19 protein-coding genes are annotated in these 18,495 nt (G+C 61.3%); 8 read left to right on the forward strand and 11 right to left on the reverse strand.

Features of this window, described 5'->3' with window-relative positions:
* Positions 1-20: 20 nt before the first annotated feature.
* From dnaJ to JAB1_RS21750, 6 genes are all read right to left on the reverse strand, one after another.
* On the reverse strand, positions 21-1,154 hold the full coding sequence (dnaJ, locus tag JAB1_RS21725) for a molecular chaperone DnaJ (protein WP_034745985.1): 1,134 nt from the start codon (positions 1,152-1,154) through the stop codon (positions 21-23).
* Between the two features lie 161 nt (positions 1,155-1,315).
* Entirely contained in the window at positions 1,316-3,259 is a 1,944-nt protein-coding gene (dnaK, locus tag JAB1_RS21730) for a molecular chaperone DnaK (RefSeq protein ID WP_034745982.1), read from the reverse strand.
* Positions 3,260-3,350: 91 nt separating this feature from the next.
* Entirely contained in the window at positions 3,351-3,887 is a 537-nt protein-coding gene (grpE, locus tag JAB1_RS21735; RefSeq protein ID WP_034788734.1) for a nucleotide exchange factor GrpE, read from the reverse strand.
* 344 nt (positions 3,888-4,231) lie between these two features.
* Complete coding sequence (gene hemH, locus JAB1_RS21740; RefSeq protein ID WP_070281706.1) at positions 4,232-5,341, reverse strand: ferrochelatase; 1,110 nt, start codon at positions 5,339-5,341, stop codon at positions 4,232-4,234.
* Positions 5,342-5,613: 272 nt separating this feature from the next.
* On the reverse strand, positions 5,614-7,281 hold the full coding sequence (gene recN, locus JAB1_RS21745; RefSeq protein WP_070254680.1) for a DNA repair protein RecN: 1,668 nt from the start codon (positions 7,279-7,281) through the stop codon (positions 5,614-5,616).
* Between the two features lie 49 nt (positions 7,282-7,330).
* Positions 7,331-8,290, reverse strand: coding sequence for an NAD kinase (locus JAB1_RS21750; protein WP_231958491.1), 960 nt, complete (start codon positions 8,288-8,290; stop codon positions 7,331-7,333).
* A gap of 256 nt (positions 8,291-8,546) precedes the next feature.
* Between JAB1_RS21750 and JAB1_RS21755 the strand changes: the two genes are divergently transcribed.
* From JAB1_RS21755 to gloA, 4 genes are all read left to right on the forward strand, one after another.
* Positions 8,547-8,813, forward strand: a complete 267-nt coding sequence (locus JAB1_RS21755) for a hypothetical protein (protein ID WP_034788743.1) — start codon at positions 8,547-8,549, stop codon at positions 8,811-8,813.
* Between the two features lie 51 nt (positions 8,814-8,864).
* Positions 8,865-10,175, forward strand: a complete 1,311-nt coding sequence (locus tag JAB1_RS21760; protein ID WP_070281883.1) for a sorbosone dehydrogenase family protein — start codon at positions 8,865-8,867, stop codon at positions 10,173-10,175.
* A 106-nt stretch (positions 10,176-10,281) separates the two neighbouring features.
* A complete protein-coding gene (locus JAB1_RS21765; protein WP_034788746.1) occupies positions 10,282-10,704 on the forward strand; it encodes an OsmC family protein in 423 nt (140 codons plus the stop codon).
* Positions 10,705-10,828: 124 nt separating this feature from the next.
* Positions 10,829-11,236 (forward strand): lactoylglutathione lyase, encoded by a 408-nt coding sequence (gene gloA, locus JAB1_RS21770; RefSeq protein ID WP_071653386.1) that lies wholly within the window; start codon positions 10,829-10,831, stop codon positions 11,234-11,236.
* Between the two features lie 4 nt (positions 11,237-11,240).
* On the opposite strand, the gene JAB1_RS21775 is transcribed toward gloA, so the two are convergent.
* Positions 11,241-12,146 carry a LysR substrate-binding domain-containing protein gene (locus JAB1_RS21775; protein WP_070281707.1) on the reverse strand — a complete coding sequence of 302 codons (906 nt, stop codon included), beginning with the start codon at positions 12,144-12,146 and terminating at the stop codon, positions 11,241-11,243.
* A gap of 91 nt (positions 12,147-12,237) precedes the next feature.
* Between JAB1_RS21775 and JAB1_RS21780 the strand changes: the two genes are divergently transcribed.
* Positions 12,238-12,705, forward strand: coding sequence for a DMT family transporter (locus JAB1_RS21780; RefSeq protein ID WP_070281708.1), 468 nt, complete (start codon positions 12,238-12,240; stop codon positions 12,703-12,705).
* A 75-nt stretch (positions 12,706-12,780) separates the two neighbouring features.
* Here JAB1_RS21780 and JAB1_RS21785 read toward each other — a convergent pair whose 3' ends face one another.
* From JAB1_RS21785 to JAB1_RS21800, 4 genes are all read right to left on the reverse strand, one after another.
* Positions 12,781-14,121, reverse strand: a complete 1,341-nt coding sequence (locus tag JAB1_RS21785; RefSeq protein WP_070254684.1) for a TolC family outer membrane protein — start codon at positions 14,119-14,121, stop codon at positions 12,781-12,783.
* A 141-nt stretch (positions 14,122-14,262) separates the two neighbouring features.
* Positions 14,263-14,586, reverse strand: a complete 324-nt coding sequence (locus JAB1_RS21790) for a rhodanese-like domain-containing protein (protein ID WP_070281709.1) — start codon at positions 14,584-14,586, stop codon at positions 14,263-14,265.
* A 13-nt stretch (positions 14,587-14,599) separates the two neighbouring features.
* On the reverse strand, positions 14,600-15,250 hold the full coding sequence (locus JAB1_RS21795) for a protein-L-isoaspartate O-methyltransferase (protein ID WP_070281710.1): 651 nt from the start codon (positions 15,248-15,250) through the stop codon (positions 14,600-14,602).
* A gap of 169 nt (positions 15,251-15,419) precedes the next feature.
* On the reverse strand, positions 15,420-16,070 hold the full coding sequence (locus JAB1_RS21800) for a TetR/AcrR family transcriptional regulator (protein WP_034788763.1): 651 nt from the start codon (positions 16,068-16,070) through the stop codon (positions 15,420-15,422).
* A gap of 338 nt (positions 16,071-16,408) precedes the next feature.
* Between JAB1_RS21800 and JAB1_RS21805 the strand changes: the two genes are divergently transcribed.
* From JAB1_RS21805 to JAB1_RS21815, 3 genes are all read left to right on the forward strand, one after another.
* The gene (locus JAB1_RS21805; RefSeq protein ID WP_070281711.1) at positions 16,409-17,278 is read left to right on the forward strand and encodes a head GIN domain-containing protein; all 870 of its coding nucleotides are present in this window, start codon (positions 16,409-16,411) and stop codon (positions 17,276-17,278) included.
* A 71-nt stretch (positions 17,279-17,349) separates the two neighbouring features.
* Positions 17,350-17,622, forward strand: coding sequence for a YkgJ family cysteine cluster protein (locus JAB1_RS21810; RefSeq protein WP_070281712.1), 273 nt, complete (start codon positions 17,350-17,352; stop codon positions 17,620-17,622).
* A gap of 90 nt (positions 17,623-17,712) precedes the next feature.
* Positions 17,713-18,483 (forward strand): DeoR/GlpR family DNA-binding transcription regulator, encoded by a 771-nt coding sequence (locus tag JAB1_RS21815; protein ID WP_070281713.1) that lies wholly within the window; start codon positions 17,713-17,715, stop codon positions 18,481-18,483.
* Positions 18,484-18,495: the final 12 nt, after the last annotated feature.

The raw sequence follows: 18,495 nt of genomic DNA on the forward strand, positions 1-18,495 counted from the left end.
GCGCATGGTATTACGTGTGCTTACTCAAAAAAATCCTTGACCTTGTCTTTCCAGGTCTTGCTTTGCGGACTGTGCTTGGCACCGCCCTCGGTCGTCGACTTTTCAAAGTCGCGCAGCAGGTCTTTCTGTTTTTCCGTCAGTTTCACCGGCGTTTCGATGGCCACGTGGCAGAACAGGTCGCCCGCGTAACCGGAGCGCACGCCCTTGATGCCCTTGCCTTTCAGGCGGAAGGTCTTGCCCGACTGGGTGCCTTCCGGGATCGTGAACGACACTTTGCCGTTCAGGGTAGGCACTTCGATTTCGCCGCCCAGTGCCGCCTTGGTGAACGAGATCGGCATTTCGCAATGCAGGTCGTCGCCTTCGCGCTGGAACACGGCGTGCGGCTTGATGTGGATTTCCACATACAGGTCGCCCGACGGACCGCCATTCGTGCCCGGTTCGCCGTTGCCGGACGAACGGATACGCATGCCGTTGTCGATACCGACTGGAATTTTCACTTCCAGGGTCTTGTTGCGCTTGATGCGACCGGCGCCGCCGCATGGCGTGCACGGGTCGGTGATGACCTTGCCGCTGCCATGGCATTTCGGGCAGGTTTGCTGGATGCTGAAGAAACCTTGCTGCATGCGCACCTGGCCGTGGCCACCGCAGGTACCGCAGGTGGTTGGCGAGGTGCCCGGCTTGGCGCCGCTGCCGTGGCAAGTGTCGCACTTGTCCCAGCTCGGCACGCGGATGGTCGTGTCGAAGCCGTGAGCAGCTTGCTCCAGTGTAATTTCCAGGTTGTAGCGCAAGTCGGCGCCACGGTACACCTGTGGCCCCGCATTGCGGCTGCGTCCACCGCCACCGCCAAAGATGTCGCCGAAGATATCGCCGAAGCTGTCGGCAAAGCCGCCAGCACCGCCGCCGAAGCCGCCACCGCCGCCCATGTTCGGGTCCACGCCAGCGTGACCATAGCGGTCATACGCATCGCGCTTTTCCGGATTGGTCAGCATCTCGTAGGCTTCTTTGACTTCCTTAAACTTTTCTTCCGATTCCTTGCTATCCGGATTGCGGTCCGGATGGTATTTCATCGCCAGTTTACGGTAAGACTTTTTGATCTCTTCTTCCGAAGCATTTTTTGCGACACCGAGTGTCTCGTAAAAATCACGCTTTGCCATGTTGTCGGCACCTTGCAGTCTATCTACTGATGTAAAAATTACACGAAAAAGCCGAGTCGAGTGCTGCACTGGGCAACGACTCGGCTCGGCCGGTCTTCGCGGCTAATCCCGCGATGTAGCGTTCAGCCCGGCTGCCCCCAGTTCATGGGAGCGCAAGACAATTACTTGCTGTCTTTGACTTCTTTGAAGTCAGCGTCAACAACGTCGTCTTGCTTGGCGCCTGCGTCCGATGCGCCAGCAGCTTGCTGTGCACCTTCCGCGCCGCCGGCAGCTTGCTGCGCTTGCATGTCGGCATACATTTTTTCGCCCAGTTTCTGCGATGCGCTCGACAGTGCTTCCACCTTGGCGTCGATCTCAGCCTTGTCGCCCGCCTTGATGCTTGCTTCCAGGTCGGTGATCGCCGCTTCGATCTTCTCTTTCTCGCCCGCATCCAGCTTGTCGCCGTATTCGGTCAAGGATTTCCGGGTCGAGTGTACCAGAGCATCGGCCTGGTTGCGCGACTCGGCCAATTCTTTGACCTTCTTGTCTTCTTCCGCGTTCAACTCGGCGTCTTTCACCATCTTCTGGATTTCAGCCTCGGTCAAGCCGGAATTGGCCTTGATCGTGATCTTGTTTTCCTTGCCGGTAGCCTTGTCTTTCGCGCCGACATGCAAGATGCCGTTGGCGTCGATGTCGAAGGTCACTTCGATCTGTGGCGTGCCGCGCGATGCTGGCGGGATGCCTTCCAGATTGAATTCGCCCAGACCCTTGTTGCCGGCGGCGATTTCACGCTCACCCTGGAAGACCTTGATGGTCACCGCAGGCTGGTTGTCGTCGGCCGTCGAGAAGACCTGGCTGAACTTAGTCGGAATCGTCGTGTTTTTGTGGATCATCTTGGTCATCACGCCGCCCAGGGTTTCGATACCCAGGGACAGAGGAGTAACGTCCAGCAACAGCAAGTCCTTGCGTTCGCCCGACAGGACCGAACCTTGAATCGCTGCGCCCACGGCGACGGCTTCGTCCGGGTTCACGTCCTTGCGTGGATCCTTGCCGAAGAATTCCTTCACTTTTTCCTGCACCTTCGGCATACGCGTCATACCGCCGACCAGGATGATGTCATCGATGTCCGACACTTTCACGCCAGCATCTTTGATAGCGATGCGGCATGGCTCCATCGTAGCCGTGATCAGCTCTTCCACCAGCGATTCCAGCTTGGCGCGGGTCATCTTCAGGTTCAAGTGGACCGGTGCGCCGTTCGCCATGGCGATGTACGGCTCGTTGATCTCGGTTTGCTGCGACGACGACAATTCGATCTTCGCGCGCTCGGCCGAAGCCTTGATGCGCTGCAGGGCGATCGGATCTTTTTTCAGGTCGATGCCGTTGATCTTCTTGAACTCGTCGATGATGTAATCGATGACGCGCTGGTCGAAGTCTTCGCCGCCCAGGAAGGTGTCGCCGTTGGTCGACAGCACTTCAAATTGTTTCTCGCCATCAACATCTGCGATTTCGATGATCGACACGTCGAACGTACCGCCACCCAAGTCATACACGGCGATTTTACGGTCGCCTTTTTCGGTCTTGTCCAGGCCGAACGCCAGCGCTGCCGCGGTTGGCTCGTTGATGATGCGCTTGACGTCCAGGCCAGCGATACGGCCGGCATCCTTGGTGGCTTGACGCTGCGAATCGTTGAAGTACGCAGGCACGGTGATGACGGCTTCGGTGACTTCTTCACCGAGGTAGTCTTCTGCCGTTTTCTTCATCTTGCGCAGAACTTCAGCCGAAATTTGCGGCGGCGCCAGTTTTTTGTCGCGTACGCCGATCCATGCATCGCCGTTGTCGGCTTTCATGATTTGATACGGCATCAGCGCGATGTCTTTTTGAACTTCTTTTTCGTCGAACTTGCGACCGATCAAACGCTTGACTGCGTACAGCGTGTTTTTCGGATTGGTCACGGCCTGGCGTTTCGCTGGCGCGCCGACGAGAATTTCGCCATCTTCTTGATAAGCAATAATCGACGGCGTCGTGCGTGCGCCTTCAGCGTTTTCGATTACCTTTGGTTGACCGTTTTCCATGATGGAAACGCAGGAATTCGTGGTTCCCAGATCGATACCGATAATTCTACCCATGATTTATTTCCTTTTATTTGCTAGATTTCAGATGGTTCTTATATGTGGCAAAGCGGCATGGTTTCAAGGCTTGCTTGATGCCGCCCTCTGATTATTTTGCTTGCGCGGTCGTTACAATGGCTGGACGCAGCAGGCGGTCCGCAATCATATAGCCCTTTTGCAGGACTGACACGATGGTATTGGCTTCCTGCTCTGCTGGCACCACGGCAACAGCCTGGTGTTTCATCGGATCGAGCTTCTCGCCCTGCACTGGCAACACTTCCACCAGGCGGTTGCGCTCGAACGCGGCGTTCAGTTGCTTCAGGGTCATCTCGACGCCTTCTTTCAGCGATTCGATGGTCGGTGCTTCCACCGTCAGCGCCGTTTCCAGGCTGTCTTTCACCGGCACCATGGCTTCGGCAAAGCTTTCCACTGCGAATTTATGCGCTTTAGCAACATCTTCCTGCGCGCGGCGGCGGATATTTTCACCATCGGCCTTGGCGCGCATGAAGGCATCGTGCATCTCTGCAAGACGCGCTTCGGTACTCGCCAGCTGCTCTTCCAAAGTAGGCTCTGCGGGAGTCGATGGGGCAGTCGCCGCGGCGTCCGCTTGCGGATTAGGTACAGCTTGGTTTTCCTGATCTTGCATCTGAAAAGCTCCTACAATCAATGACTTAAATGAGTTAGTCTAACTATCTTTACAACACTAACGGGCAGATGGGGCTATATCCTATTGTTTCAAGGGGTATCCGTGGCAAAACCAGGATTACAGCGATCCATGTTACAGCTTATTACAAAACGCTACCCATTTCGGCCAGCGATCCGTGCGCGCGCCCCCTTGATTTTCCAGGCTTCCCATGGCAAAGCGGGCATTCTACCAGCCCCGCCGCGGCCATCGCCACTGGCGGTGTTGCTATTTGGAAAGCCCCTTGGCCGCGCCAGACATGACAAAGCCGCGCAAGCGCGGCTTTTAGATGGCGAAAAATGCAGTTGTCAGTTGGTCGCGCCCAGCGCCAGTGCCGCCGTGCGCGCCTGCTCGCCCGCTTTCCTGTCCGCTTCGCGCTGCGGTACCGTCTTCATCGTCGGCCAGCCAATCATGTGCTGTTCCGCAATTTCCGCCATGCCTGCGATCCAGGCGGGTGTTTCGTTCAAGCAAGCGATGTAATGAAACTGCTGGCCGCCGGCCGTTTCAAAATCATGCTTGGCTTCCATGGCGATCTCTTCCAGCGTTTCCAGGCAATCGCTGGTAAAGCCGGGACACAGCAGGTCGACGCGCTTGACGCCCTGTTGCGCCAGCGCCACGAGGGTGGGCGCCGTGTACGGCTGCAGCCATTCGGCTTTGCCAAAGCGCGACTGGAAAGTCACCACATATTGCTCTTTACTTAATTTTAACTTTTCCGCCAGCAGACGCGCCGTTTTCAGGCATTGGCAGTGGTAGGGATCGCCCAGCAGCAGGGTGCGCTTGGGCACGCCATGAAAACTCATCACCAGTTTTTCCGGACGGCCATGCGCTTCCCAGTGGTTCAGCACGGAGTCGCGCAAGGCGTCGATATACGTGTCGTGCTCGTGATACTGCTTGATAAAGCGCAATTCCGGCACATTGCGCACGTTGGCGTAATGGGCAAACACGGCGTCGTAGATGGAACCCGTCGTCGTACCCGAGTATTGCGGATAGGCAGGCAGGATGGCGATGCGCTCGCAGCCTTCGCTTTTCAGCCTGGCCAGCACCTCGGGCAAGGAAGGCGAACCATAGCGCATGGCCATGGCCACCGTCACGCCGTCGTGACCCCGCTCGGCCAGGGCGCCGGCCAGCAACTTGGCTTGCTTTTGCGTGTGCACTTTCAGGGGCGAACCTTCGCGCGTCCAGATCGACGCGTATTTCTTGGCCGACTGGCCGGAACGAAAGGGCAAAATGATCAGGTTCAGGATGAACCACCAGACGATGCGGGGAATCTCCACCACGCGCGGATCCGACAAAAATTGCTTCAGGTAGCGCCGCACGGCCGACGACGTCGGCGCATCGGGCGTGCCCAGGTTGACCAGCACCACGGCGCTGCGGTCGATACTGCCATGCGTGTACGGAGGTTCTGTTTGAAATGACATGAAGGCTCTTCGAAGGCGTTGGATGGATTAGCCGACCATTATAGTTACATTGCGTCAACATCGGGAAAGATGGAAAGGAACGGCATAAGGTTAACTGCTATTCTCGCCAGACCGGTTTACGCTAACAACGCCTAACAAAACCGTAGCGAGCGGCAGCGAGGCTCGGCGCCCCCGTTGGCCCGAGAAGCGGAGCTGTGCGAAGCATGGGGCCGCCGAGGCAGTGAGCATCACAGGCCGCGACCCACGACGCGCAGTAGGTTTGGTTAGGTGTACTAGATAGCCAGCAACTCGCGCGCATGCTTGCGCGTGGTGGCCGTGATTTCCAGGCCGCCCAGCATGCGCGCCACTTCTTCCACCCTGGCCTTGGCGTCGAGCATGTCGATGCGCGACGCCGTCTTGCCATTGTCCAGGGTGCTTTTTGCCACCTGAAAATGCTGATTCGCCTGGCTGGCCACTTGCGGCAAGTGGGTCACGCACAGCACTTGGCGTCCCTGCCCCAGGCGTTTCAACAGGCGGCCCACCACTTCGGCGACGGCGCCGCCGATGCCGCTGTCGACCTCGTCGAAGATCAGGGTCGGCGTGGTGGTGGCGTGCGAGGTGATGACGGAGATGGCCAGCGCGATGCGCGCCAGTTCGCCGCCGGACGCGACTTTCGCCAGCGAGCGGGGCGCCGTGCCCGCATGACCGGCGACGAGAAACTCGACCTGCTCGAGCCCGTGGGCGGCCGGCTCGCACGGGTGCAGGGCGATTTCAAAGCTGCCGCCCGTCATGCTCAGTTCCTGCATGGCACGCGTGACGGCGTGCCCCAGTTCCAGGGCCGCGGCGCGGCGCGTGTCGGACAAGCGCTCGGCAACGCCGCGGTACTCGGCCTCGATCTTCGCTTCCTGGCGCAGCAAGCCTTCGATGTCGGAAGCGTCGGCCAGGTGCTGCAGCTTTTCCGACAGCTTCGCGTGTTCCTCGGGTAATTCTTCGGGCGTGACGCGGAATTTGCGGGCCGTGCTGTGCATGGCTTCCATGCGAGCGTCGAGCTGGTGCAGGCGCTCCGGATCCAGCTCGACCCGGTCCAGGTAATTGTTCAGCGCGTACACGGATTCCTGCAACTGGATGCGCGACGATTCGATCAGGTCGACAATCGGCTGCAATTCCGCGTCGACGGACACGAGCTTGCCCAGCTTCTGGTTCAGGGCCGACAGTTGCGACACGATCGGGTGGTCTTCCGACTCGGAAATAGTCGACAGGGCTTCCTGCGCCCCTTCCAGCAGGCTGGCCGCATGCGACAGGCGGCTGTGCTCGTTCGTGATGTCCGTCCATTCACCGGGCTTGGCGGCCAGCTTTTCCAGTTCCCCCACTTGCCATTCCAGGCGTTCGCGCTCGTACAGCACGTTGGCGGCGTTGGTTTCGAATTCTTCGCGCTGGCGCACGAGGGCGCGCCAGCGCTTGTGCAGGGCCGCCACTTGCCGCGCATCCTGTTCCGCGCCCGCTTCGCGTGCCGTCGCCTGGCCATCGAGCAAGGCGCGCTGCGCTTCGCTTTTCAGCAGGGACTGGTGCGCGTGCTGGCCGTGGATATCGACCAGCATGTCGCCCAGTTCGCGCAGCTGCGCGGCCGTGGCAGGGATGCCGTTGATATACGCCTTCGAGCGGCCCGCATTGTCGATCACGCGGCGCAACAGGGCGCCGCCATCGTCGTTGGCGAATTCATGCGCCACCAGCCAGGCCTGCGCCACTTCGCTGACGGAGAAATCGGCCGTGATGTCGGCCTTGGCCGCACCTTCGCGCACCACGCTGGCGTCGCCGCGCCCGCCCAGCGCCAGGGTCAGCGCATCGATAAGGATGGACTTGCCGGCGCCCGTCTCGCCCGTCAGCACGCTGAAGCCGGCGGAAAATTCCAGTTCAATGGTATCGACAATGACAAAATCGCGGATGGACAGTGTATGGAGCATGGCTTCTGTGGTTAGGCGGCGCACCGCGGGTTGACGTAGAGAAAACTAGTTAGCTGAGCTTGCCCTCGCCCGACGGGTACTCATTCCAGTGCAACTTTTCACGCAGGGTGTTGTAGTAACTCCACCCTTCCGGATGCAGGAAGGTAATCGTATGCGGCGAACGGCGGATGAGGATGCGGTCTTGCTGCACCAGGCTGGCAAAGGTCTGCATGTCGAAATTGACGCTGATATCGCGCCCGCGCACGATTTCCACGACGATCTGGCTGGAGTCGGGCAGGACGATGGGACGGTTCGACAACGCATGCGGGGCGATCGGCACGAGCACGATGCCGCCCAAGGTCGGGTGCAGCAATGGGCCGCCGGCCGACAGCGAATACGCGGTCGAGCCCGTGGGCGTGGAAATGATCAAGCCATCCGAACGCTGGTTGTACATGAAGTGGCCATCGACCTCGACGCGCAATTCGGCCATGCCGGCACCGGCGCCGCGCGAGACGACGACATCGTTGACGGCCATGCCCACGTGAATCGACTCGCCGTCGCGCAGCACGCTGCCTTCAAGCAAGGTACGGCGTTCGGCCTTGAAGCGGCCACCGAGAATTTGCGCCAGCACGGGCAGCATGCGCTCGAGCGGGATATCGGTCATGAAACCCAAACGTCCTTGATTGATGCCGATCAAGGGTACGTCGAATGGCGCCAGCTGGCGCGCAATGCCCAGCATGGTGCCGTCGCCACCCATGACGATGGCGCAATCGGCGGCGGCGCCGATCTCGGCAGGTGACATGGCGCGCACGCCGGGAAACGCCAGGTTCAGATGCGCCGCCGTCTCCGCCTCAAAGACCACCGTGTGGCCCAGCACTTGCAGGAAATCGACGATGCTTTTCACGGGTTCGGCAATGCCATCCGTATTCTGGCGCACGACCAGGGCGATGGTCTTGGCGCCCAGGTTGAAGCGTTCGCCCGGGGCTGGCGAGGGCGCGGCTGGCTGTTCGGCGGGTGTATCGACGGGCATAAGAGTCTCGGTAGTAAATTCGGTGGCAAACCGCCCCAGGCTGTCGCGTCGCACGCCTGCATCGCATGATACTGTATATATGAACAGTATAGTGCGGCTGCCGTGTGCCCGCAAGGGGCGTTCTTGGTGTTGCACGCAGTGTAGCGCAGAAAAAGATTCGTCCATGCGTGCGCCAGCGCTCCCTGCATGGACAAATCCGCTTGCAGGCGGCCTGGCGCGGCGGGACACTGGTTTCACTTTACTGCCAGGAGGCCATATGCATACCCCACCAAGCGAACGCAAGATCAATACCGATGAAAAGGTCAAGAATGACGGCGTCGACCGCCTGCCGCACGAGCGCGACGAGTCCCCCGATGCGCAAAACGCACGCCCGCGCAAAATCATGCAGCAGGCGGCCAGCGACCTGGAACAGGGCCTGGTCGATACGGATCGGCGCGCCCAGCCCGGCGTGGAAAAGGTCAAGCCGGCCGAACCGAAACAGGCCCGTCCCGACGCGCAACTGGAACCAAAGAAGGCGCGCTGACTCCAACTGTCACGCGCCGCTGCCCGCATTGCTAGTGTTATGGAGTACGCCATGCACCGTTATGTCTGTTCATTCCTGGTGGCCGCTGCCTGCGGCACCACGGTCGCCCACGCCCAGGCGCCCGCCATGCCCGTGGGCTTTGGCCCGCAACCCGCCCTGCCTGCGCCTGACAAGCAACTGATTCCCACCGTCAACGTAGCGCCCGTGCAGCGCTGGACGGCCGCACAGCGCCCCGTGGTCGCGGCCGGCCTGGTCATCCATGCATATGCGCGCGACCTCGACCATCCGCGCTGGCTGTACGTGCTGCCGAATGGCGACGTGCTGGTGGCGGAAACGAATGCGCCGCCGAAACCGGACGACAGCAAGGGCATCAAGGGCGCCATCATGCAGATGCAGATGAAAAAAGCGGGCGCGGCCACGCCCAGCGCCAACCGCATCACCCTGCTGCGCGGCACGGATGGCAACGGCGTGGCGCAGACGCGCAGCGTGTTCCTGCAAGGCTTGCATTCGCCATTCGGCATGGCCCTGGTGGGCAACGATCTGTATGTCGCGAATGCCGATGCCTTGATGCGTTTTCCTTATAAGGAAGGCCAGACAGCCATCACGGCGCCAGGCGTCAAGGTGATGGATTTGCCAGGTGGCCCCATCAATCACCACTGGACCAAGAACATCGTCGCCAGCGCCGACGGCAAATTTCTCTATGTATCCGTCGGTTCGAACAGCAATGTGGGCGAGAACGGCATGGCGGCCGAAGATGGCCGCGCCGCGATCTGGCAAGTCACGCGCGCCACGGGCAAGGCGCGCGTGTATGCGACGGGTTTACGCAATCCGAACGGCATGGCCTGGCAACCCAAAACGGGCGCCCTCTGGACGGCCGTCAATGAGCGCGACGAGCTGGGCAACGATCTGGTGCCCGATTACATGACATCCGTCAAGGACGGCGGCTTCTATGGCTGGCCCTACAGTTATTTCGGCCAGCACGTCGATGCGCGGGTCAAGCCGCCGCGCCCCGAACTGGTGGCCACCGCCATCGCGCCCGACTACGCGCTGGGCGCACACACGGCTTCGCTGGGACTGGCGTTCTATGACGGCGCCTTGCTGCCCGAACGCTACCGGGGCGGTGCCTTCATCGGCCAGCACGGCTCGTGGAACCGCAAGCCCTTCAGCGGCTATAAAGTCATTTATGTACCATTCGCCAACGGCGTGCCCAGCGGCCCGCCGCAGGACGTCATCGCCGGTTTCCTCGACAGCAATGGCAAGGCGCAGGGGCGCCCCGTCGGCGTGGCGGTCGACAAGGCGGGCGCGCTGCTGGTGGCGGACGACGTGGGCAATGTCATCTGGCGCGTGACGCCGGCGCCGTGAGCGGCCGTGCCCCGTGCCGCGCATGCTCCCACAGTGTGACGCAACGAACGGAAGCGCCAAGCCCTGGCGCGCATGATGGACGCTCGAACCACGCAAGGAGTACATCATGAAAAAAACAGGATCAGCCGTCTGGAGTGGCGGCCTTAAAGATGGCAAAGGGTTTATTTCCACCCAAAGCGGCGCGCTCGACAATGTGGCCTATGGCTTCAACACACGCTTCGAAGACGGTCCCGGCAGCAATCCGGAAGAACTGATCGGCGCTGCCCATGCGGCCTGCTTCACCATGGCCCTGTCCGGCCAACTGGGCGAAGCGGGCTTGCGTGCCACAGCACTGAAAACCACGGCCGATGTCAGCCTGGAAAAAATCGATGGCAGCTATGCCATCACGGCCGTGCACCTGACCCTGGTAGCCAGCATTCCCGGCGCCACGGAAGAAGCGTTCCAGGATGCGGCCCTGCGCGCCAAGCTCGGCTGCCCCGTGTCCAAGTTGCTGGCCACGGAAATCACGCTGGATGCCCATCTGGAGTAAATCCAGCGGCACTAACGTCACCGTCCGCTGCTGTCCTGCACCAGGACAGCTGGGGCGGTCTCGGCAAGAAAGCCGTAAAACGCATAAAATCCTGCCATTCCCCTATCATCATCAAGGATTTACGATGCGTATTTTGCACACCATGTTACGGGTCGGCGACCTGCAGCGCTCCATCGATTTTTACACCAAGGTCCTGGGCATGACATTGCTGCGCACCAGCGACAACCCGGAATACCAGTACACGCTGGCCTTCGTCGGCTATGGCTCGAATCCCGACCACGCGGAACTGGAACTGACGTATAACTATGGCACCACCAGCTATGAGCTGGGCACGGCGTACGGCCACATCGCCATCTCGGCCGACGACATCGTCGCCGCGTGCGACGCGGCACGCGCAAATGGCGGCAACGTCACGCGCGAACCGGGTCCCGTGAAAGGTGGCAACACGGTCATCGCCTTCATCACCGACCCGGACGGCTACAAGATCGAATTGATCGAGCGCAAGTTCGACGGCCAGGGCGGCGGCCTGTAATACCTCAGCCTGGCTCAGCGGCCTGTGCAATGGCCGCGCGCAGCCAGGCGATGCCCGCATCGCCGTCCGTGCGGCGGTGCCGTATCACTTCAAACGCAAACGGCGCGATGGCAAACGGTGCAGCGTACTGCGCCAGCCCTTGCGCCGCACTGCCCTGCAAGGCGCGCCGCGCCACCGTCAGGATCAAGTCCGTTCCCATCACCACGTCCGGTGCGACCGTCCAGTACGGCACACGCACGGCGATGCGGCGCGTCTGTCCCAGCTGGGCCAGGGCCGCGTCGACTTCGGCCGCCATGCCGCCTTCGCTGGACGCCACCAGCACGTGCGGGCGCGCCAGATAGGTTTCCAAGCTCAGCATTTCACCGGCCGCCAGGCTGGCCGGATCGAGCGCGCACACGAACGTTTCCTCGAATAAGGTTTCTCTATGGAGATGCTCGGGCAGTTGCGGGAACACACCGAGCGCCAGGTCGATCTCGCCATCCTGCACGCCAGCGATCACGGCGGGACGGCTGGCGTAACTGATGGCCAGGTCGATGCCGGGCGCGTCCACGCGCAAGCGGCGCAACAGGCGGGGTAGGATCAACGCCGCGCCGTAATCCGACATGGCCAGGCGAAACACGCGCTGCGCCGTGGCCGCCTCGAAGACGGCACCGCCCAGCACCGAGCGCACGCTTTGCAAGGCTTCGGCCAGCGGCCGCGCCAATTCCAAAGCCCGCGCCGTCGGCTGGAAGCCGCCCTTGCCGCGCAGCAGCAGCGGATCGCCGAGCAGGTGGCGCAAGCGGGCCAGCGCATGGCTGACGGCAGGCTGGCTCATGTGCAAGCGTTCGGCTGCGCGCGACAAATGGCGCTCGCTCAGCAGCGCGTCCAGGATCACCAGCAAGTTCAAATCGACGGCGCGCAGATTATTCATTTGGTGCATAGTTAGATGACAAACTACGAATTGGATTTAATCACCACAGCATAATACGATGCCCCCATCAACTCAACTGTGGGAGTCGCACATGCATGGATGGATTACCGTATTTGCCCCGCTGGCCATGCTGGCCGGCGCCGTCGTCCCCTTCCAGGCGGGCGCGAATGCCGCGCTGGGCCGCAACCTGGGCCACCCGCTGTGGGCCACCCTCGCCTCGCTGGCCGTCAGCGCAGTGCTCGCTTCGCTCGTGATGCTGGTCTGGCGGGTGCCGGCGCCCGATGTCAGCCTCGCCATGCGCGGACCGGGCTGGTCCTGGCTGGGAGGCGCGGCCGGCGTGTTCTATATTACGGCTGCGCTGATGCTGGCGCCACGCATGGGGTCCGGCCCCTTCATGGCAGCCGTCATCGGCGGGCAAATGCTGGCCGCGCTGGCCATCGACCGCTACGGCTTGCTGGGCTTTGCCGTCAAGCACATTTCTCCACTGCACTGGGCCGGCGCGGGGCTGGTGGTGGCCGGCGTGATCGTGACGCAAGTCGCCAATACCCGCACCGTGTGAAAACACGTCAAGACGAAAAAAAACCAGCGCCGCTGCCGGTGCTGGTTTTATTTGAAGTTGACAGCAAGACCGCGCTTACTTGTCGAGCAAGGCATTCACCGGCATCAAGTCCGTTTCCTTCAGGGTGCCGGCTGCTGCCTTCAGGCGCAAGCCGTTCATGATGGTGTCGTAGCGGGCTTTCGACAGGTCTTTTTGTGTCGAGAACAATTGTTTCTGCGCATTCAAGACGTCGATATTGATGCGCACGCCCACTTGATAGCCGAGCTGGTTCGACTCCAGCGCCGACTTGCTCGACACTTCCGCCGCTTCCAGCGCCTTGACTTGCGCCAGGCCGCTATTAACGCCGAGGAAAGCCTGGCGCGCGCCTTGCGATGCCGTGCGGCGTGCCGTTTCCAGGTCGTTGCGGGCCTTGTTTTCCAGCGCGATCGATTCGCGCACCTTGCTGGTGACGGCAAAGCCGCTGAAGATCGGGATGCTCCACTGCACGCCGATGGCATTGTTGTTATTTCCGCTGCCATTGCCGCCACCGGAAGTGTAGCTATGGCCCGTGTTGGCGATCAGGTCCAGGGTCGGGTAGTGGCCGGCGCGGTTGCGGCCGATGTCGCGCTTGGCCGATTCCACGTTGAACTGGGCCGTGACGACGCCATAGTTCTGCTCTTCAGCGGATGATACCCACGGCTCGACGGCAGCCGGTTCCGGCGCGCTGATGACCACGCCCGTGCGCATCGGCGCCAGATTCGTTGGCGCCTCGCCAATGATCGTTTGCAAGGCGCTGCGCTTGTTGGCCAGGTCATTGATGGCGGCAAACTCCTGCGCCACCACCAGGTCGTAGGCCGCCTGCGCCTCGTGCGTGTCGGTAATCGTTTGCGTGCCGACTTCGAAGTTGCGCTTGGCCGATGCCAGCTGCTCCGTCGTGGCGACCTTTTGCGCCTGCGTGGCGCCCAGGTTGTCCTGCGCGCTCAGCACGTCGAAATACGCCTGCGCCACGCGGGTGATCAGGTCTTGCTGGACTTGCGCAAATTGCGCTTCAGCAATCGCTTGCGCCAGCTTGCTTTGCTGATAGGTTTCCCAGCGGTCCCAGCGGAACAGCGGCTGCGCCAGGGTCAGGTTGTAGCTGTTCGTGCGCACGTTCACGGATGGCGAAGTGATCTTGTTGCCGCCATTGTTCTGGACGATCTGTTCCTGATTGCCGCGCGTATTGCTGCCTGAAGCAGAGATTTGCGGCAGCAAGCCTGCCAGCCCCTGCGGAACCCGCTCCATCCCGGCCGACAGGGCCGCCCGCGCGCTCGCATACTGCGCGTCATTGGCCAGCGCCTGCTGGTACACCTGGATGAGATCGGCCGCCTGCGCTTGCAGCGAGTATGTCATCGAGACAAAGGCGCTGGTCATCAGCACGGCGATAAGGGGTTTCCGCATTGCATTTCTCCGTTGGAGTCGTCAAAAGTTGATGGAATCAAAAATCTGCTACCGCTTGCCTTGCGCCCGCCGGGTGAGCGGGGTACAGGCCTCCGCAGGCATGCAGGAAAACATGCCTGGGTGCATCTACTGCAAAATAACTTAGTATTTAGGCATCGCGCTATCGACTTGCAGCGCCCAGGCATGCACGCCGCCCGTCAAATTACTGATCTTGCCAAAACCATTGCGCTCCAGGAAGGCTGCCACTTGCATGCTGCGCATGCCGTGATGGCAAATGCAGACGATCTCGGCGTCTTCATCGAGGTCATCGATGCGCGCAGGAATGGAGTTCATCTGCATCAGGGTGGCACCGTCGAGGTGGCACAGGTCGAACTCCCACGGTTCCCGCACATCCAGCAAAAACGGACGCGGGCGGGAAGGGTCAGCCAGCCAGGCGGCCAGCTGCGGTGCACTCAAATGCTCCATCGAATCGGTCGCCTCAGAACTGGAAATGCGACGGTGCCACGGCTTGCAGCGGCGTGACATTGGTTTCAAACAGCTTGCGCGTGTCGTAAGCCTTGTCCGAGCTGCGCGTGATCAGGTGCGCCGACATGATCGGCGCCTCGCCGATGATGGCCAGGATGCGGCCGCCGACTTTCACTTGTTGCAACAGTGCTTCCGGCAACACGGCCAGGGCGCCGGACACGACGATCACGTCATACGGTGCGCCCTTGCTCCAGCCTTGCGCGCCGTCGCCCAGTTCCACGGTGACGTTCGTCACGCCGTTGGCGGCCAAGGTCTGTTCGGCCAGGATTTTCAATTGGGGAACGATTTCCACGCTCGTCACATGACGCGCCTTGTGCGCCAGCAAAGCCGCCATGTAGCCGCTGCCGGTGCCGATTTCCAGTACATTTTCATGCTTTTTGACGGCTACGTCTTGCAAAATGCGCGCTTCCAGCTTCGGCGTCAACATGCATTCGCCGCCGCCCAGTGGGATTTCGGTATCGACGAAGGCCAGGTTTTTATAGGCGGCCGGCACGAAATCTTCACGCTTGACCACATTCAACAGCTCCAATACGTCGATATCCAGTACGTCCCATGGACGGATCTGCTGTTCGATCATATTGAAGCGGGCTTGTTCGATATTCATCTTTGGACTCGGTAAGTGAAGTAATAATCCGCCATTTTATCGTTGAACTGGCTGAAAGCACATGTTAACCATAAAGACGGGGAATGGAGGAAATTTGCGACGATCTGCAGATTTGAGGGGGCGAACCTTGGAAAAGGGGCAACTGAACGGTAGAGGCAAGCTCAGCATGTCAACTTTTCCCGGGCGCCTCCACCTGCAGACTGCGCAAGCTCATGTCGATAAAGGCATCCATATAGGCGATCGGATCGATGTTCTTGACCTCGCACGGCAGGAAGGAATGCGTCCACATCATCAGCATGGTGACGGGCGCGCTGAGGATGGTACTGACCAGCACGGGATCGACCTGGCGGAATTCGCCCCGCTGCATGCCCCGTTCCAGCAGGCTGACGATCAGCCCATTGCCGCGCGTAACAACTTCTTCGTTGTAAAACTGCGCCAGTTCCGGGAAATTGTTCGCTTCGGCCAGCATCAGCTTGGTCAAACCGGCCAGCTTGGTGGCGCCGAACTCTTCCCACCACTGCATCATCACCTTGCGCAACAACTCGGCACTGCTGCTGTCCGAGGCGGCCATGCTGTCTTCCGCCTCGCCGATCGACTGCACAATATTGTCGCGCACCACGGCCTTGAACAGCTCTTGCTTGTTCTCAAAGTACAGGTACAGCGTGCCTTTCGACACGCCGGCCCGCTTGGCCACATCCTCCAGGCGCGTCGATGCGAAGCCCCGTTCGACAAACAGGTCGAGGGCGGCGGCGAGCAGTTCCTGCGGGCGGGCATCCTTGCGCCGCTCCCAGCGGGGCTTGGTATCAATCGGGGCTTGCATGTGTCTTTCCAAGTAACTTACTTTTGAGTCATTAATGGTAGACCGGTCTACCGTCAAGGTCAAGCGCTGGCCGTACCACCACGCAAGACACTTGGCCAGGCTGCCAACTCCCCGTATTGTACCCTCCGCGCCAGGGTCGGCGGCACCGCCCTTTGCCGCCCTGACCTTCGGTAACGGGTGAGCCAGAATGCGTTTCAGCCCCCATTTTGCGCAGTTCATCGCATTTCCCTTCAAACCACCGTGCCGCCTTGCTATCTTCTCATCGACAGCACGGCAGCCGCGGCGCGGCAGCCGGCTTTTTTCTTGTCCTGAACTAAAACAATCATAAAGGAAACACCATGCGTACCTTGCTGGCTCTGTGCTGTGCCGTTGTCCTCGGCGGTTGCGCCATCGTCATCAACCCCAACGACGGCGAAGTGCGCTATGCCGAATCGGGCGGCAATGCCATCCGGGGCAACGGGCAAGCAAGCCGCGACGTGCGCCAGGTCGGCAACATCACCGCGCTCGACATCGACAACATGAAGCGCATCGATATCAAGATCGACGTGCGCGTCGGCCCGGCGGCATCGCTGGTGATCGAAGCGGACAGCAATCTGCAACCGTTGATCCACAGCGACGTGAACGGCAATACCCTGCGCATCTGGAGCGATACGAACATTCGCAGCAGCAATGGTATCCACGTCATCTATACGACGCCACAATTGAAGAAGATCAACATCTCCGGCTCGGGCCGCCTGGTGGTCAGCGGCCTGAATGGCGACGATTTCAGCCTGGAGCAGCGCGGTTCGATGAAAAGCGAACTGTCGGGTAGCGTGGGACGCTTCGACGTGGCCAACAATGGTTCCGGCAGCATCAACGCGGCGGCCCTCACCAGCGGCAATACGGACGCGGTACAGAACGCTTCGGGCAGCATCCAGGTGGGCAGCGTGCGCGGCGAACGCATCAACGTGGCCGTCAATGGCTCGGGCAGCATCAGCGCCAGCGGCATCGTGCAGCGTCTCGATGCCAACGTGAATGGCTCGGGCGATATCAACCTGGCGTCTCTGCGCAGCGACGTTGCCTATCTGGCGAGCAACGGGTCCGGCGACATCGACGTCACCGTCCAGCATGAAGTCAATGCCCGTGCCAGCGGTTCCGGCCGCATCACCGTGCATGGCGATCCTGCCCGCCGCACCCTGTCGGGCAAGCGCGTCAGCATCGTGCGTTAAAAGAGTCCCCGGCAACGCATGGGAGCCGGCTTGCTATACTGTCGGCTCCTCACCCGCCCGTCTGAACTCCCATGTCACCATCTGCCACCCTGGCATGCCGCCCCTCCTGCGGCGCCTGCTGCACCGCACCGTCCATCACCAGCCCGATTCCCGGCATGCCGGATGGAAAACCGGCGGGCGTGCGCTGCATCCAGCTGGCTGACGACAACCGTTGCAATATTTTTGGCCAGCCGGAGCGGCCCGCCTTTTGCGGCGGCTTGCAGCCATCGGCAGACATGTGCGGCAGCAGCCGCGAATATGCCATCCGCTGGCTGGCCGAGCTGGAAAGGCTGACGGCTCCCTGAGTGGCACGACGACGGCTGACAGATAACTGTTGACCGCAATTGCACGTTTGCGTATATTCATGCACATTCCTGCACGTTTCAATATGCCCCATGTCCGCCACCCTGCTCCTCAAACAACGCCACGCACTGATCCAGCAACAATTGCACGCCGACGGCAGGGTACTGGCGCTGGACCTGGCCCGCCAGCTCGACGTTTCCGAAGATACGATACGCCGCGACTTGCGCGAGATGGCGGCGGCCGGCCTGTGCCAGCGCGTGTATGGCGGCGCCCTGCCGCTGGCGCCTGATGGCGGCACCTTGAGCCAGCGCAAGCAGGAAGCGCCCGAGCGCAAGGCGCGCCTGGCGCAGGCCGCCGTGTCCCTCGTGCGCGCGGGCCAGGTGCTGTTTCTCGATGCGGGCTCGACCAACCTGGCCATCGCCAGCGCGTTGCCAGAGTTGGCGCTCACTGTCGTCACCAATGCGCCAGCCATTGCCATGGCCCTGATGGAACGCCCGGAAATCGAACTCATCATGGCTGGCGGCAGGGTCGACCGCCGCGCCGGCGCCAGCCTGGGACCACAAGCCTTGCGCACCGTCGAGCGCATGCATCCCGACCTGTGTTTCCTCGGCGCTTGCGGGGCCGACGCGGACGCGGGCGTGACGGCGTTCAACTACGACGAGGCCGAGTTCAAGCGCAGCATTGCCGGCGCCAGCAAGGCGGTGGTGGTGGCCGTCACCAGCGACAAGCTGGGCACCGCCGCGCCCTTCGGCGTGCTGGCCACAGGCTTGCTGCAGCACCTGGTGCTGGAAGCCGATGCCGACGCTGCCCACGTGGCCGCCTTTGAACGGCTGGGCGTGCAAGTGCTGCGCGCCCGCGCCTGATTTTATCCACCC

The sequence above is a fragment of the Janthinobacterium sp. MP5059B genome (genome assembly GCF_001758645.1).
In the GTDB taxonomy this organism is placed as follows: Bacteria; Pseudomonadota; Gammaproteobacteria; order Burkholderiales; family Burkholderiaceae_D; genus Janthinobacterium; species Janthinobacterium lividum.